Origin of the sequence: Proteus terrae (genome assembly GCF_003144325.1) — a bacterium.
GTDB lineage: Bacteria > Pseudomonadota > Gammaproteobacteria > Enterobacterales > Enterobacteriaceae > Proteus > Proteus terrae.
The window spans coordinates 93,136-108,983 of the sequence record NZ_PENS01000013.1 but is presented as its reverse complement, the minus strand read 5'-3'; the positions used below and the strand labels follow the sequence as shown (position 1 = coordinate 108,983).

At 38.5% G+C, this 15,848-nt stretch carries 15 protein-coding genes and 1 other annotated feature (1 of these 16 running past the window's edge); of the genes, 14 read left to right on the top strand and 1 reads right to left on the bottom strand.

Going from position 1 to position 15,848, the window contains the following annotated elements; genetic code table 11:
* Positions 1-63 (top strand) — a sequence feature (Phe leader region) (it extends 61 nt beyond the left edge of the window).
* Positions 64-163: 100 nt separating this feature from the next.
* The 14 genes from pheS to DK857_RS14005 all read left to right on the top strand — a co-directional run bounded on the left by pheS (position 164) and on the right by DK857_RS14005 (position 15,280).
* On the top strand, positions 164-1,147 hold the full coding sequence (pheS, locus tag DK857_RS14070; RefSeq protein WP_023582383.1) for a phenylalanine--tRNA ligase subunit alpha: 984 nt from the start codon (positions 164-166) through the stop codon (positions 1,145-1,147).
* A 14-nt stretch (positions 1,148-1,161) separates the two neighbouring features.
* On the top strand, positions 1,162-3,549 hold the full coding sequence (gene pheT, locus DK857_RS14065) for a phenylalanine--tRNA ligase subunit beta (protein WP_109402489.1): 2,388 nt from the start codon (positions 1,162-1,164) through the stop codon (positions 3,547-3,549).
* A gap of 4 nt (positions 3,550-3,553) precedes the next feature.
* Positions 3,554-3,850 carry an integration host factor subunit alpha gene (ihfA, locus tag DK857_RS14060; protein WP_023582381.1) on the top strand — a complete coding sequence of 99 codons (297 nt, stop codon included), beginning with the start codon at positions 3,554-3,556 and terminating at the stop codon, positions 3,848-3,850.
* A gap of 377 nt (positions 3,851-4,227) precedes the next feature.
* A complete protein-coding gene (btuC, locus tag DK857_RS14055) occupies positions 4,228-5,238 on the top strand; it encodes a vitamin B12 ABC transporter permease BtuC (protein WP_109402488.1) in 1,011 nt (336 codons plus the stop codon).
* A gap of 1 nt (position 5,239) precedes the next feature.
* Positions 5,240-5,989, top strand: coding sequence for a vitamin B12 ABC transporter ATP-binding protein BtuD (locus tag DK857_RS14050; protein WP_109394249.1), 750 nt, complete (start codon positions 5,240-5,242; stop codon positions 5,987-5,989).
* 133 nt (positions 5,990-6,122) lie between these two features.
* A complete protein-coding gene (gene arnB / locus DK857_RS14045; RefSeq protein ID WP_109402487.1) occupies positions 6,123-7,268 on the top strand; it encodes a UDP-4-amino-4-deoxy-L-arabinose aminotransferase in 1,146 nt (381 codons plus the stop codon).
* The gene (arnC, locus tag DK857_RS14040) at positions 7,269-8,249 is read left to right on the top strand and encodes an undecaprenyl-phosphate 4-deoxy-4-formamido-L-arabinose transferase (RefSeq protein ID WP_109394251.1); all 981 of its coding nucleotides are present in this window, start codon (positions 7,269-7,271) and stop codon (positions 8,247-8,249) included.
* Entirely contained in the window at positions 8,249-10,231 is a 1,983-nt protein-coding gene (gene arnA / locus DK857_RS14035; protein WP_109402486.1) for a bifunctional UDP-4-amino-4-deoxy-L-arabinose formyltransferase/UDP-glucuronic acid oxidase ArnA, read from the top strand. Before arnC ends, arnA begins: the two co-directional genes overlap by 1 nt.
* Positions 10,232-10,240: 9 nt before the next feature.
* Complete coding sequence (gene arnD / locus DK857_RS14030; RefSeq protein ID WP_109394253.1) at positions 10,241-11,134, top strand: 4-deoxy-4-formamido-L-arabinose-phosphoundecaprenol deformylase; 894 nt, start codon at positions 10,241-10,243, stop codon at positions 11,132-11,134.
* Between the two features lie 7 nt (positions 11,135-11,141).
* On the top strand, positions 11,142-12,806 hold the full coding sequence (gene arnT, locus DK857_RS14025; RefSeq protein ID WP_109402485.1) for a lipid IV(A) 4-amino-4-deoxy-L-arabinosyltransferase: 1,665 nt from the start codon (positions 11,142-11,144) through the stop codon (positions 12,804-12,806).
* Positions 12,806-13,147: a 4-amino-4-deoxy-L-arabinose-phosphoundecaprenol flippase subunit ArnE gene (gene arnE / locus DK857_RS14020; protein ID WP_109402484.1), complete on the top strand. Its 342-nt coding sequence runs from the start codon at positions 12,806-12,808 to the stop codon at positions 13,145-13,147. Before arnT ends, arnE begins: the two co-directional genes overlap by 1 nt.
* Positions 13,144-13,542: a 4-amino-4-deoxy-L-arabinose-phosphoundecaprenol flippase subunit ArnF gene (arnF, locus tag DK857_RS14015; RefSeq protein ID WP_109394256.1), complete on the top strand. Its 399-nt coding sequence runs from the start codon at positions 13,144-13,146 to the stop codon at positions 13,540-13,542. Before arnE ends, arnF begins: the two co-directional genes overlap by 4 nt.
* Positions 13,543-13,691: 149 nt before the next feature.
* A complete protein-coding gene (locus DK857_RS14010) occupies positions 13,692-14,183 on the top strand; it encodes a C40 family peptidase (protein WP_109394350.1) in 492 nt (163 codons plus the stop codon).
* A gap of 77 nt (positions 14,184-14,260) precedes the next feature.
* A complete protein-coding gene (locus DK857_RS14005; protein ID WP_109394257.1) occupies positions 14,261-15,280 on the top strand; it encodes a lipoate--protein ligase A in 1,020 nt (339 codons plus the stop codon).
* Between the two features lie 81 nt (positions 15,281-15,361).
* Here DK857_RS14005 and DK857_RS14000 read toward each other — a convergent pair whose 3' ends face one another.
* On the bottom strand, positions 15,362-15,730 hold the full coding sequence (locus DK857_RS14000) for a helix-turn-helix domain-containing protein (RefSeq protein WP_069369334.1): 369 nt from the start codon (positions 15,728-15,730) through the stop codon (positions 15,362-15,364).
* Positions 15,731-15,848 lie beyond the last annotated feature (118 nt).

Sequence of the window (15,848 nt, the reverse complement as noted above, 5' to 3'; positions counted from 1 at the left end):
TTTGCGCGTAAGAAAAGAAACGAAAAGTAGCGCCTGAGCCTCCAATATGGAGGCTTTTTTGTTTTCAGATCCCAATACTGGGTTAGAAACCAAAAAGGGCAATTTTATTCGTCATCATTGATAACAACTAATAGACCTCATCAGGTCAAAGGAAGAGGAAACGATGCCACATCTCGCTGAACTCGTTGCTCAAGCTAAAGCAGCTATCGAAGAGGCACAGGATGTTGCTGCGCTGGATTCGGTTCGTGTTGAATACTTGGGGAAAAAAGGTCATTTAACGCTTCAGATGTCCACGCTGCGCGACTTACCCGCGGAAGATCGTCCAGCTGCAGGGGCTGTCATTAATCAGGCTAAACAAGAGGTTCAGCAAGCGCTGAATACTCGTAAAGATTATCTTGAATCTGCATTATTAAACGAACGTTTATCTGCTGAGAAAATCGATGTGTCTTTGCCTGGTCGCCGTATTGAAAACGGTGGTCTACACCCAGTAACTCGTACAATTGAACGTATTGAAACTTTCTTTGGCGAATTAGGGTTTTCTGTAGAATCTGGCCCTGAAATTGAAGATGATTATCATAACTTTGATGCGTTGAATATTCCTGCTCATCACCCAGCAAGAGCTGACCACGATACTTTCTGGTTTGATGCAAAACGTTTACTACGTACACAAACATCAGGTGTACAAATTCGCACCATGCAAGATAAACAGCCACCTATTCGCATCATCGCACCAGGTCGCGTATATCGTAATGACTATGATCAGACTCACACACCAATGTTCCACCAAATTGAAGGTTTAATTGTTGATAAAGACATTAGCTTTACCAATTTAAAAGGAACACTACACGATTTTCTGAAAAACTTTTTTGAAGAAGATATGGAAATTCGTTTCCGCCCTTCTTATTTTCCATTCACAGAGCCTTCTGCAGAAGTCGATGTAATGGGTAAGAATGGTAAATGGTTAGAAGTGTTGGGTTGCGGTATGGTTCACCCAAATGTATTACGTAATGTAGGTATTGATCCTGAAGTTTATTCAGGTTTTGCATTCGGTATGGGTATGGAACGTCTGACCATGTTACGTTACGGTGTCACTGACTTGCGTTCATTCTTCGAAAACGATCTTCGTTTCCTCAAACAGTTTAAATAAGGTGGGATTATCTCATGAAATTCAGTGAACTTTGGTTACGTGAGTGGGTAAACCCAGCGATTAGTAGCGAAGCGCTTTCCGAACAACTGACAATGGCAGGCCTTGAAGTTGACGGCGTTGAAGCTGTTGCTGGTGATTTTCACGGTGTGTTTGTAGGTGAAGTTGTTGAATGTGGACAACATCCTAATGCCGATAAATTACGTGTAACGAAAGTTAATGTAGGCGGTGATAGATTACTCGATATCGTTTGTGGTGCACCTAACTGCCGCCAAGGCCTAAAAGTTGCGGTCGCAACAGTTGGTGCTGTATTACCAGGCGATTTCAAAATTAAAGCAGCAAAACTGCGTGGCGAACCATCTGAAGGTATGCTGTGCTCATTTTCTGAATTAGCAATTTCAGAAAATCATGAAGGTATTATTGAATTACCTGCTGATGCGCCTATTGGCATGGATATTCGTGAATATTTAAAATTAAATGATAATGCGATTGAAATTAGCATTACACCAAACCGTGCTGATTGCTTAGGTATTTTAGGTGTTGCTCGTGATATAGCTGTGATCAACAAAATGGAATGCCAAGTACCTGATATGTCGCCTGTTGCGGCAACATCATCAGCAACATTCCCTGTACGTGTTGAAGCACCAGAGGCGTGTCCACGTTATTTAGGTCGTGTTTTCACCGATGTGAATGTGAAAGCAAAAACACCTTTATGGATGCAAGAAAAGTTACGTCGTGGTGGCATTCGTTCTATTGACCCAATTGTTGATATTACCAACTTAATTTTACTTGAAATGGGCCAACCGCTACATGCGTTCGATCTTGATCGCGTTGAAGGTGCTGTAGTTGTTCGTCTGGCTAAAGATGGTGAAAAACTGACTTTACTTGATGGCAATGAAATTACATTAAAAGATGATGTATTAGTTATTGCTGACGAAAAACAAGCATTGGGTATGGCCGGTATTTTCGGTGGTGAATCATCAGGTGTTAATGAAGAAACGAAAAATGTCTTCTTAGAGTGTGCATTCTTCTCTCCATTATCCATCACAGGCCGTGCACGTCGTTATGGCTTGCATACTGATGCCTCTCATCGTTTTGAGCGTGGCGTTGATTCTGAGCTGCAATACAACGCAATTGAGCGTGCAACGAAATTATTGCTAGAGATTTGCGGTGGTGAAGTTGGTGAAGTGATTGATGTAACCAATAAAGCACATTTACCAAATATTGCGCCAGTCAAATTAACACGTAAAAAATTAGACCGTTTATTAGGTCACGTGATTGATGATGCACAAGTTCTGGACTCATTAACTCGCTTAGGTTTCAACGTGTCTGTTGAAAATGACGGCTGGTTAGCAACAGTTCCTTCATGGCGTTTCGATGTTCAAATCGAAGAAGATCTAATTGAAGAAGTTGCTCGTATTTATGGCTACAACAATATTCCAGATGTGCCATTACGCGCTGACTTGGTGATGACAAATCATCGCGAAGCGAACTTATCATTAAAACGCGTTAAAACAATGCTAGTAGACAATGGCTTCCAAGAAGCAATTACTTATAGCTTTGTTGATCCTAAGATCCAATCTTTATTACATCCAAATGAAGAAGCATTAATTCTGCCTAATCCAATTTCAGCGGATATGTCAGCAATGAGACTGTCTCTATTAACCGGATTATTGACTACAACTGTATATAATCAGAATCGTCAACAATCTAGAGTTAGGTTATTTGAAGCAGGTCTGCGTTTTGTTCCTGATAATCAAGCAGAATATGGAATACGTCAGGAACTTATGTTAGCTGGTGTGATCGCGGGCAACCGTTATGAAGAACATTGGAATTTAGATAAGCAAACTGTTGATTTCTTTGATTTGAAAGGTAATATTGAATCAATTCTGGAATTGACAGGCCAGCTAGATGAAATTACATTTAAACCAGCTAGTCATTCAGCACTTCATCCGGGACAAAGTGCTGGGATTTATCTGAGAAATGAATATATTGGCTGTATTGGCGTTGTTCATCCAGAGCTTGAACGTAAACTTGACTTAAACGGTCGTACGGTAGTATTCGAAATACGTTGGAATGCAATTGCAAATCGCAGTTTACCACAAGCAAAAGCAGTTTCTCGTTACCCTTCGAATCGTAGAGATATCGCTGTAGTTGTTCCGAATGATGTTGCTGCAGAAGATATTTTAGCCGAATGTAAGAAAGTTGGCGGAAATCAAATAGTTGGCATAAACTTATTTGACGTGTATTGTGGTAAGGGAGTAGCAGAGGGCTATAAAAGCCTCGCTATTAGCATAATCTTGCAGGATATCGAGCATACACTGGAAGAAGATGAGATTGCTGCAACAGTGAGTAACTGTGTAGCAGCATTGAAACAGCGATTCCAAGCATCCTTGAGGGACTAGACCTATGGCGCTTACAAAAGCTGAAATGGCAGAAAATCTGTTTGAAAAACTTGGTGTTAGCAAACGCGATGCAAAAGACCTTGTAGAATCCTTTTTTGAGGAAGTGCGTCGTTCTCTTGAAAATGGGGAACAGGTGAAGCTGTCTGGATTCGGAAACTTTGACCTACGTGATAAAAATCAGCGCCCAGGTCGTAATCCGAAAACTGGGGAAGACATTCCTATTACAGCTCGCCGTGTTGTTACTTTCCGCCCAGGACAAAAGTTAAAAAGCCGGGTTGAAAGTGCAACACCAAAAGAATAAGATTTAAAAAACATCCAAAACGGCTTTCTTTGAAAGCCGTTTTTTTATCATCTTTATCTGTATCTAATTTTGATGATAGCCATATTGGGGTGTTTATATTTATCGATATAGTCTGAATGGATATTTCTATTTGGATGGCATATTTTATTTTCTAATTATCTTTCCTTTTTATTCTCACTTCTTATTTTGACTCTTTTTTATCTCTTATTTATATCAATACTGTGATAGTTAATCCTAGTTTTTTCTTCATTATTAGTGACAGGCTTGTATGTTCTCAATTTAGTTTTTCATCATTGAATGCGAACATGTTATGTTGCTAAAAAATGACTTTATAAATAAAAACAGTAAGAGCCGTTGTTGCGTGGATAGGGAACGAAATGAATAAAGAAGTTAATCCTCTGATTAAATTTACTAAAAGACAACGCATTGGCGACAGAAAAAAGCTGTTTCTAATGGCATTAGTATTATGTTTCTTATTTATTTTTTCCCTCTCTGTTGGTGAGATTGTGTTATTTCCACATCAATGGTTAACAGATGAAGCCAATTTATTTGTTTGGCAAATTCGTTTACCAAGAATACTTGCCGTCGTAACTGTTGGTGCAAGTTTGGCAATTGCCGGTGCTATTATGCAGGCTCTATTCCAAAATCCACTCGCAGAGCCCGGATTATTAGGAGTAAGTAGTGGTGCGGGAGTGTGTGTTGTATTACTTATTGTTTTACAAATTGGTTTAAGCCCTTGGCTAATAAGTAGTGCGGCAATATTTGGCGCATTAGGGATCACTCTTTTATTAATGTTTTTTACTCGAATAAGAAAACTCTCCAATGCTCAGTTATTATTAATTGGTGTGGCATTGGGTGTTATGGCAAGTGCGATAATGACTTGGTTGGTTTATTTCAGTTCAGCTTTGGATTTAAGGCAATTAATGTATTGGCTGATGGGGAGCTTTAGCGGTATTGATTGGCGCCATCAAGTCTTATTTTGGGCTCTTATGCCTATCCTCTTGATCCTTATTCTACAAGCTGATGTTCTTAATTATTTATCACTAGGTTCATTTAGAGCAAAACAATTAGGCATATCCGTTAGTCAATGGCGAAATTGGTTTATTTTAGCCGTTGGACTATTGATAGGGCTGAGTGTCGCTTTAGCGGGCGCTATAAGCTTTGTAGGGCTTGTTGTACCGCATTTATTAAGATTATGTGGGCTAACTCATTATAAAACATTATTACCCGCGTGTGCGCTTTCTGGTGGTGGATTGTTATTACTTGCTGATTTGCTATCTCGCTTGATTTTAAATGGTGCAGAAGTTCCGATAGGTGTGATTACAGCAACGCTTGGTGCACCTTTATTTATCTGGTTATTGGCAACCAAAGAGATGGGGCGTTTATAATATGGCGTTACTTAAACTTAATAATGTAAGTGTTGATGTTCGGCTTAACGCATTTACAGAGCAAGTAAGTTATGGCGAGCGTATCCACTTAATTGGTGCTAATGGCGCAGGAAAAAGCACGCTTTTAATGGCGATCGCAGGAGAGTTTTCGTTTAGTGGCAAAATTATTCTAAACGAAACTTCAATAAGACATTATAAATATGATGATCTTTCTAGAATGCAGAGCATTGTTATACAACAATTGGAAGCTTTGTCATTTATGCCTGTTTTTCATTACCTCTCGCTATATCATAAATTGTCGAAAATGGATGTTCAGCAATTAAATATGCTGTTAAATGATTTTAGAATTAACAAATTATTATCAAAAAATATTCATCATTTATCGGGAGGGGAATGGCAGAGAGTCAGAATTGTTGGCGCATTTATCCAATTATGGTCAAGTTATGATTTAAAAGGGAAATTAATGTTACTTGATGAACCAACTAATAATTTAGATGTCGTACAGTTGGCAATTTTGGACAAGTGGGTTGATAAGTTTTGCCAACAAGGTGGCGCCGTTATTATGAGTACACATAATTTGAATCATTCCTATCAAAAAGCAGACAGAGTTTGGCTCATAAAAAATGGATATTTGGTTAATTCTGGCGCATCTGCACTCTTATTGGACGAAAGATTATTATCAACTACATTTAATACAAATATCAAGTGCATCAATGATGTTGATCATATTGATTGGCAGGTTTTGCAATAATATGGCTATTGTTAAGCTTGTCCCAAAGTAATTATTAAGATTTTTTTAATGTTTTCTTAATAAGACGGATGTCGGCGAACAATAGTTTGTATATAATTGTTTTTTATTCATTCATTAATTAGGCTACATTTTTATGAGTCACTTCCTTCCTTTCTCTCGCCCTGCGATTGGCGATGAAGAAATCAAAGCCGTTGAGGATGTACTGCGTTCAGGTTGGATTACAACAGGCCCTCAAAATCATCAATTAGAGCAAGATTTTTGTGAAAAATTTGGTAGCAAACACGCTATCGCAATTTGCTCTGCCACTGCGGGTATGCATGTTGTTTTAATGGCGATGGGAATTGGCGCTGGTGATGAAGTTATCACACCATCACAAACTTGGGTTTCAACAATGAACATCATTACGTTACTTGGTGCAGAACCTGTAATGATTGATGTTGACCGCGATACCTTGATGGTGAGTGCTGAAGATGTCAAAAAAGCAATTACACCTAGAACGAAAGCAATTATTCCAGTTCATTATGCTGGTGCACCTTGCGATCTTGATGCCTTACGAAAAGTTGCACAAGATGCAGGAATTCCTCTAATTGAAGATGCTGCGCATGCTATTGGTACTCGCTATAAAAATGAATGGATTGGTGAAAAAGGAACCTCTATTTTCTCTTTCCATGCAATTAAGAACGTTACTTGTGCAGAGGGCGGATTGGTTGTTACTGATAATGACGAATTAGCGAATAGAGTACGTTGCTTAAAATTCCATGGTTTAGGTGTTGACGCCTTTGATAGACAAGTTCAAGGACGTAAACCCCAAGCAGAAGTTGTTGAGCCAGGTTATAAATACAACTTATCTGATATTCATGCAGCCATTGCTGTAGTGCAATTAGGGCGTTTAGATGAAATGAATGCTAAACGTGCTGAGTTAGTTGCACTGTATCGTGAAAAACTCAAAGACTCACCATTAGAGATGTTGAGTATCCCTGAATATTCACATTTACATGCTAATCACTTGTTTATGGTGAGAGTCGATAAAAATATGTGTGGTATCGATCGCGATGCCTTTATGGAAGAATTGAAGCAAAAAGATATTGGTACAGGGCTTCATTTCCGTGCGGCGCATACACAAAAATATTATCGCGAACGCTATCCTGCCTTATCCCTTCCTCAATCAGAATGGAACTCTGCAACGTTATGCTCGCTGCCGCTGTTTCCTGATATGAGTAATGAAGATGTTATTCGCGTTGTAGATGCGATCAATGAAATTCTTTCGGAGCATATTTAAGTGTCAACATTTGATGAAATCAAGAAAGTATCGGTTGTGATCCCCGTTTATAACGAGGAAGAAAGCCTTCCTCAGCTTTTAGAACGTACAATTAAGAGCTGTAAACAGTTAAAACAAGAGTATGAACTGATCCTTGTTGATGATGGTAGCAGTGACCATTCAGCTAAGATGTTAGAAGAAGCGGCTGCAATTGAAGAAAATCACGTTATTGCAATTATTTTAAACCGTAATTACGGCCAACACTCTGCAATTATGGCAGGTTTCAATCAGGCTGAAGGTGATTTAGTGATCACATTAGATGCTGATTTACAAAATCCACCTGAAGAGATCCCAAGGCTTGTCGCGACAGCTGAAGAAGGGTATGACGTTGTTGGAACTCGTCGCCGTAATCGTCAAGATTCATGGTTTCGTAAAACCGCTTCAAAAATGATCAACTCAATGATCACTAAAGCAACTGGTCGCTCTATGGGAGACTACGGTTGCATGTTACGTGCTTATCGTCGCCACATTGTTGAAGCGATGTTACAGTGTCACGAAAGAAGTACGTTTATTCCTATCCTTGCGAACACATTCGCTCGTCGTACTATTGAAATCGATGTTGCTCACGCAGAGCGTGAATATGGCGATTCAAAATACAGCTTTTTAAAGCTTATTAATTTAATGTACGACCTATTAACTTGTCTTACCACGGCACCATTACGTTTATTAAGCATTGTCGGCAGTGTTATCGCTGTATCTGGCTTTGTTCTAGCTTTATTGTTGATTATTTTACGTATTATTTTCGGTGCGATGTGGGCCGCTGAAGGTGTATTCACACTTTTTGCAATCTTATTTATGTTTATCGGAGCGCAGTTCGTTGCAATGGGCTTATTAGGTGAGTATATAGGCCGGATTTATAATGATGTAAGAGCGCGTCCTCGGTATTTTATCCAAAAAGTGGTTGGCGTTAATAAACCCAACGAAGATCAGGAAAAAGACTAATGAAAGCAATAGTATTTGCCTATCACGATATTGGCTGTGTTGGTTTAAAAGCACTTGAAAAAGCAGGTTATGAGATTCAGGCTGTATTTACCCACACTGACGATCCTAATGAAAATCATTTTTTCTCATCTGTTGCTCGCGTGAGTGCAGAAATGGGATTGACAGTATTTGCACCTGAAAATGTCAATCACCCATTGTGGATTGAACGTATTCGTGAAATGAAGCCTGATGTCATTTTTTCTTTCTATTATCGTCACATGTTAAGTGATGAGATCCTGAATTTGGCACCTAAAGGTGCATTTAATTTACATGGCTCTTTATTACCAAAATATCGTGGTCGTGCACCAATTAACTGGGCGATCGTGAATGGTGAAACAGAAACGGGCGTTACTCTGCATAAAATGACAGCGAAAGCTGATGCAGGTGATATTGTTGCTCAAGAAAAAGTGACCATTGCTGACAATGATACTTCTTTGATTTTACATGAAAAAGTAAAAGAAGCAGCGAATAAATTACTCTCTAGTGCATTACCTCATATTGCATCAGGTGATTATTCAACAACTGCACAGGATGAAAGCCAAGCTACTTACTTTGGTCGTCGTTGTGCTGATGATGGTTTAATCGATTGGAATGCAGATGCAAAAACAGTCCACAATTTAGTACGAGCTGTTACTGAACCATACCCAGGTGCATTCACGTTCTTAGGTGAACGTAAAATGATTATCTGGCGTTCACGCACCCTTGCTGATAATCAAGGCAAACGTCCAGGTACTGTTATTTCAACAGAGCCTTTAGTGATTGCATGCGCTAAAGGTGCAATTGAAGTTGTTACTGGTCAAAGTGAAAATGGTCTTTATGTTCAGGGTAGTCGTTTAGCGGCTGAAATGGGTATTGTGACTGATGTTCGCGTTGGACCAAAAGCAACTGCACAAGTTAAACGTCGCAAACGTGTTCTGATTTTAGGTGTGAATGGCTTTATTGGTAACCATCTAACAGAGCGTCTATTAAAAGATGATAATTATGATATCTATGGTATGGATATCGGTTCTTCTGCAATTGAGCGTTTTATTGGAAATCCACGTTTCCACTTTATTGAAGGTGACGTGAGCATTCATACAGAATGGATTGAATACCATATTAAAAAATGTGACGTTATTCTGCCATTAGTTGCTATTGCAACACCAATTGAATATACCCGTAATCCATTACGTGTATTTGAATTAGACTTTGAAGAAAACTTAAAAATTGTACGTTATTGTGTTAAATATAATAAACGTATTATTTTCCCATCCACATCAGAAGTTTATGGTATGTGTGATGATAAAGAATTTGACGAAGATAATTCACGTCTGATTGTTGGTCCAATCAATAAACAACGTTGGATTTATTCTGTATCTAAACAGTTATTAGACCGAGTTATTTGGGCTTATGGTGCCAAAGAAGGTCTGAAATTTACGTTGTTCCGTCCATTTAACTGGATGGGGCCTCGTTTAGATAACTTAAATTCAGCGCGTATCGGTAGCTCTCGTGCAATCACACAATTAATTCTGAACTTAGTTGAAGGTTCACCAATTAAATTGGTTGATGGTGGTGAGCAAAAACGTTGTTTCACTGATATCAATGACGGCATTGAAGCTTTATTCCGTATTATTGAAAACCGTGATAACAAATGTGATGGTCAAATTATCAATATCGGTAACCCAACTAACGAAGCAAGTATTCGCGAATTAGCAGAAATGCTGTTAGATTGCTTCGAAAAACATGAGTTACGTGGCCATTTCCCTCCATTTGCAGGCTTTAAGAAGATTGAAAGTAGCAGTTACTATGGTAAAGGTTACCAAGATGTTGAGCACCGTAAGCCAAGCATTAAAAACGCAGAACGTTTATTGGATTGGAAACCAAGTATCGAAACTCGCCAAACAGTAGAAGAAACATTAGATTTCTTCTTACGTGGTGCAGTTGAAGAATTAGGCACTAAATAGGAATAAATAATGAAGAAAGTTGGTTTGAGGGTTGATGTGGATACTTATCAAGGAACGAAACAAGGTATTCCACAACTGTTGGATGTATTTGCCAGACATAACATTCATGCCAGTTTCTTCTTTAGTGTCGGGCCAGATAATATGGGGCGCCATTTATGGCGCCTTTTAAAGCCCAAATTTTTATGGAAAATGCTGCGATCAAATGCTGCATCACTATATGGTTTAGATATTTTATTAGCTGGGACAGCATGGCCAGGAAAAAAAATTGCTAAAAATTTAGGTTATTTGATGAAAGAAGCCCAAGATGCGGGACATGAAGTTGGCTTGCATTCATGGGATCATCAAGGTTGGCAAGCAAAAGTCGGACGCTGGTCAACAGAAGAATTAATGCAACAAGTTCGTTTAGGTGTTGAAGCACTGGAAAAAGCACTTGAAAACCCTGTAAAATGTTCGGCAGTTGCTGGATGGCGAGCAGATGAACGCGTATTAACAGTTAAAGAAACTTTTCAATTCGATTACAATAGCGATTGTCGAGGAACGCATCCTTTTAGGCCTATTTTAGAAAATGGTTCTATCGGTACGGTGCAAATTCCAGTAACATTACCAACTTATGATGAAGTCGTTGGTATAAAGGTAAAGGATGAAGATTTTAATCAATTTATTATTGATGAAATCAAAAAAGACAGTGGAATACCTGTTTATACTATCCACACTGAAGTTGAAGGAATGTCAAAAGCCGCTCAGTTTGAGCAGTTACTGGCAATGATTGCAAATGAAGGCATCGAATTCTGTCCGTTAAGCGATTTATTACCACAAAATAAAGAAACGCTTCCGATAGGTAAAGTTGTTCGGTCTGACTTTCCAGGTCGAGAAGGCTGGTTAGGGTGCCAACAAGAGGTCTAACGAAACTATGTTGAATAACCGGGCAAGTAAAATCGGGGCCATCCTCTTGGCTCTTTTTTTTGTTCTTACCTACTTATTTCCATTGAACAGCCGGTTATTATGGCAACCAGACGAAACACGTTATGCGGAAATTAGCCGTGAAATGGTGGTGAGCGGGAACTGGATTGTTCCTCATATGCTCGATATTCGTTATTTTGAGAAACCCGTTGCAGGTTATTGGATTAATAATGTTAGCCAATTAATTTTTGGGCATACTAATTTTGCCGTGCGTTTTGGCTCTGTTATTTCTATTCTCTTAAGCACATTACTTGTTTATTTATTGGCAAGAATGATGTGGCGTAATCGCCAAGTTGCTTTTGTTTCTAGTTTAATCTACATGTCCATGTTTCTAGTGTTTAGCGTAGGCACTTACAGTGTATTAGATCCTATGTTAGCGCTTTGGGTTACTGCGAGTATGGTTTGCTGTTTTTGGGCTCTGAAAGCGACGACGGTAAAAACGCGAATATTAGCATGGATAACATTAGGGCTTGCCTGTGGTATGGCCTTTATGACAAAAGGATTTTTAGCGTTAGCTATTCCGGTTATTGTCATGATACCTATCACGTTGTATCAAAAACAATTTACGCAAATGTTACTCTATGGCTTACTTGCGGTGTTGAGTGCCGCATTAATTAGTTTGCCGTGGGCGTTAACTATTGCAAAAGCAGAGCCTGACTATTGGCACTACTTTTTCTGGATTGAACATATTCAGCGTTTTTCAGGTGAAGATGCTCAGCATAGTGCTCCATTTTGGTACTATATTCCAATTGTTTTATTAGGTGTGATCCCTTGGCTTGGTTTACTGCCGGGCTCTTTAATAAGCGCTTGGAAAAAAAGACGTAAACGCCCTGAATTATTTTTCTTATTATGTTGGTTTGTTGTTCCATTCTTATTTTTTAGTATTGCGAAAGGTAAGTTACCAACATATATGTTGCCATTTATGGCGCCACTTGCGATGCTAATGGCAAAATATGGCGTAGATTGCGCACGCAAGTTTAGAATGAAAGCATTGCGTATTAATGGCTATATCAATATTTTTATTGGTGTTGCTGCGGTTATTGCTATCTTAATCATTCAGCTTGTTTCCTCAAAACCTATTTATATGCCTTATGAATGGTCTAAATGGGTCTTAGCTATTGTTGCATTCTCTTTATGGGGGATCATCGGTTATCTTTGCTCCACACTTAATGGTAAGCATTGGTTGTGGGCTGCATCTTGCTCATTAGGTGTGAGCTTATGCATTGGACAAGCGATCCCTAACAGCAGCGTTGATGGAAAACTACCTCAAGAATTTATTCGTCAAAATATTGATACATTAAATACCAGTAAATATATTGTGAGTAATAGCGTGGGGATTGGTGCTGGATTGGCATGGGAATTACAGCGTAGTGATATTTATCTTTATGAAAGAACTGGCGAATTAACTTATGGTATTGAAGAATATCCTGATTCTCAGCATAAGTTAATTAAACCTGATAATTTTGCTCTGTGGTTAGAGCAAGCAAGAAAAGAAGGTAATGTGTCAGTCGTTATTACGTTTAAAGATCCTAAGAAATTAGCACAATTGCCAAGACCTGAAGAGCTGGTGACAAACCATCGAGTTGCTATTTTAACTTATGAGAAGCGTAATTAATGTCATTTGTTTTATTGCTAATCGTGAGCTTTTTGACCTGCATAGGACAGGTGTGTCAAAAACAAGCGGTGGTTAGCTGGCAAAGTGATTCATTAACAAAAGCCAGAAAAACGATTTTCTGGCTTTTTGTTGCCATTACAATGCTTGGCTTGGGTATGCTTTTTTGGTTACGACTATTACAAATTCTCCCACTAAGTATCGCTTATCCTATGTTAAGCATTAATTTTATTGTAGTGACATTAATTGGCCAGTTTGTTTATAAAGAGTCTGTTAATGTGAAACATTGGATTGGCATCACATCAATTATGGTCGGCATTGTATTAATGAGTATACAAGCATGAAAGGCTATTTATGGGCGATTGGAAGCGCGCTATTAGTGACAGCAGCTCAATTGTTGTTAAAGTTTGGTATGTCTGAACTACCAGAACTACAGCTAGAAAAACAGTGGTTTGATTTCACATGGCTATGGGCGAATATAGCGCCAATTGCTATCGTGTTTGTTGGTCTTATCGGTTATGTCCTTTCTATGGTTTGCTGGCTATTCACTTTACGTACCATTCCTTTAAATAAAGCCTATCCGCTGATCAGTTTGAGTTATGTGTTTGTTTATATTCTTGCAGTGATATTACCGTGGTTTCAAGAAACACCATCATGGACAAAAACAGCGGGCGTAGCATTTATCATGATTGGAGTGTGGCTGATAAGTCAAAAAACGAAAGAGACACAATCACACTAACTTAATGATTATAGAATTTATTTTCTGATCCTTGTTGTTAATTGTGCGATTTATTCTACCAATCATCATTCATTCATCTTCAATAGCTTGTTTTTGCTTAAAAAAGCAGATAGATTTTAAAATCTATGGTAACAATAATGGTGGATGCAATGAGAAAGTCCGTTTTCTATCCTTTCTTACTCTGTATTATTCTGCTGGCTGGGTGTTCATCTGGTCCGTCGAAGCGTATTCCACCAGCACCTCCCTTAAAAACACAACTTTCCGATCCTATCATGGTGATAGTGCAATTGAAGTCACAACTTGAGCAATGGTATGGTACGCCATATAGCTACGGTGGAATGACTCCTTCTGGTATTGATTGCTCAGGTTTTGTGTATAAAACTTACAGTGATCGCTTTGATATAAAACTTCCACGAATGACCATTGATCAAACCAAATATGGTACACAAATCAGCAAAAGTGATTTAATGCCAGGTGATTTGGTTTTCTTCAAAACGGGAGGGGGTGAGAATGGGCTCCATGTTGGTATTTATGATACTGATAATACATTTATTCACGCATCAACTAGCAAAGGGGTAACTCGTTCGTCGCTTGATAACGTCTATTGGAAAAAAACATTCTGGCAAGCTCGCCGATTGTAGTTTCGTGCCATTTAACAGCCTAATATATTGAGAGTTATGGTATCTTATACCTTATTTTCTTCATATAGGTATTCCTTATGTCAGGCAAATTGCGTCTGTTAATTTCCGAGTCTTATGATCCTTGGTTTAACCTTGCTGTTGAAGAGTGTATTTTTAGACAAATGCCCGCTGATCAACGAGTGCTTTTCCTTTGGCGTAACGATAATACGGTAGTTATTGGTCGAGCACAGAATCCATGGAAAGAGTGTAATACCCGTAAAATGGATGAAGATGGTGTGAAGTTAGCTCGTCGCTCAAGTGGTGGTGGTGCCGTTTTCCATGATCTTGGTAATACCTGTTTTACCTTTATGGCGGGAAAGCCTGAGTATAATAAAACGATTTCAACTCAAATTATTCTTGATGGATTATTAAAAGCGGGCATTAATGCTACGGCATCAGGACGTAATGATTTAGTGGTTCCTCAAGATGATGGTGAAAGAAAGGTTTCAGGCTCAGCTTATAAAGAGACAAAAGATCGCGGTTTTCATCATGGCACATTATTAATAAATGCTAACTTATCTAGATTAGCTAATTACCTCAATCCAGATCCGAAAAAGCTTCAAGCTAAAGGGATTACTTCTGTACGCTCCCGAGTGGCTAATTTAGTTGAGCTCAAACCAGATATTACCCACAAAAAACTCTGTGAAACTATCACTGAAAGCTTTTTTGAATACTATGGTGAGAGAGTAGAAGCAGAGATTATATCACCACAAAAATTACCTGATTTACCCGGTTTTGAAGAAACGTTTGCTAAGCAAAGTAGTTGGGAATGGAATTTTGGGCAAGCTCCTGCATTTTCACATCTTTTAGATCACCGTTTTAAATGGGGAGGTGTTGAGCTACATTTTGATATTGAGCGTGGCAATGTTATCAGAAGCCAAATATATACAGACAGTTTAGATCCCGCACCATTAGAAACATTATCTGATATGCTGGTAGGGGAACGTTATACACCTGAGTCTTTAAAAGGGCTTATTGAGCAACTCATTGTGCGTTATCCTAATAATAAAATAGAGCTTAATGAGCTTCAAGAATGGCTTGTTGCAGCGATAGCGTGATTATTATTAATGTTAGAAAATAATAAAAAACCAGCTAAAAGAGCTGGTTTTTTCATGAAGAATAATGTGATGTGAAACTGATTAGTGATTTTCACATGACATAAAGCAATGAGTGTCTGGCATTTTGCCATTTTCTCTAAATTTAGCGGGTGTAGTATTGAAATGCTTTTTAAAGATACGTGTAAATGTTGCTTGGGAGCTAAAGCCATACATTAAAGCGATATCTAAAATAGACATATCTTTTTCTTGTAATGATTTAGCCGCTTCTAATAAGCGACGTTTACGAACATATTCGCCTAATGTACAACCTTTAAAATCTTTAAAAATGCGTTGCAAGTGCCACTTCGAGTAGCCGCTTTTATTTGCAATCGTATCGATTTTTATACCTTCGTTACGTTGTAACTGGGTTTCTAACCATTTCAGAATATCATTAACGACATTTTCAGCCATAAAACCTCCCACAAAAATGGTGGGGACACAGTGCCCAAGTAAATAGAATAGTAACGTATGTTATTTATAATCTATTTTAAGCATGGGGGAAATAACAGGTAGGCAAAAAGTGCTTTTC

What these genes read in the sequence shown, in the direction of transcription:
- arnA (WP_109402486.1), top strand. Translation starts at nt 8,249, where the DNA reads ATGAAAGCAATAGTATTTGCCTATCACGATATTGGCTGTGTTGGTTTA.
- ihfA (WP_023582381.1), top strand. Translation starts at nt 3,554, where the DNA reads ATGGCGCTTACAAAAGCTGAAATGGCAGAAAATCTGTTTGAAAAACTT.
- pheT (WP_109402489.1), top strand. Translation starts at nt 1,162, where the DNA reads ATGAAATTCAGTGAACTTTGGTTACGTGAGTGGGTAAACCCAGCGATT.
- arnF (WP_109394256.1), top strand. Translation starts at nt 13,144, where the DNA reads ATGAAAGGCTATTTATGGGCGATTGGAAGCGCGCTATTAGTGACAGCA.
- DK857_RS14000 (WP_069369334.1), bottom strand. Translation starts at nt 15,730, where the DNA reads ATGGCTGAAAATGTCGTTAATGATATTCTGAAATGGTTAGAAACCCAG.
- DK857_RS14050 (WP_109394249.1), top strand. Translation starts at nt 5,240, where the DNA reads ATGGCGTTACTTAAACTTAATAATGTAAGTGTTGATGTTCGGCTTAAC.
- arnD (WP_109394253.1), top strand. Translation starts at nt 10,241, where the DNA reads ATGAAGAAAGTTGGTTTGAGGGTTGATGTGGATACTTATCAAGGAACG.
- arnB (WP_109402487.1), top strand. Translation starts at nt 6,123, where the DNA reads ATGAGTCACTTCCTTCCTTTCTCTCGCCCTGCGATTGGCGATGAAGAA.
- btuC (WP_109402488.1), top strand. Translation starts at nt 4,228, where the DNA reads ATGAATAAAGAAGTTAATCCTCTGATTAAATTTACTAAAAGACAACGC.
- arnE (WP_109402484.1), top strand. Translation starts at nt 12,806, where the DNA reads ATGTCATTTGTTTTATTGCTAATCGTGAGCTTTTTGACCTGCATAGGA.
- DK857_RS14010 (WP_109394350.1), top strand. Translation starts at nt 13,692, where the DNA reads ATGAGAAAGTCCGTTTTCTATCCTTTCTTACTCTGTATTATTCTGCTG.
- DK857_RS14005 (WP_109394257.1), top strand. Translation starts at nt 14,261, where the DNA reads ATGTCAGGCAAATTGCGTCTGTTAATTTCCGAGTCTTATGATCCTTGG.
- arnT (WP_109402485.1), top strand. Translation starts at nt 11,142, where the DNA reads ATGTTGAATAACCGGGCAAGTAAAATCGGGGCCATCCTCTTGGCTCTT.
- pheS (WP_023582383.1), top strand. Translation starts at nt 164, where the DNA reads ATGCCACATCTCGCTGAACTCGTTGCTCAAGCTAAAGCAGCTATCGAA.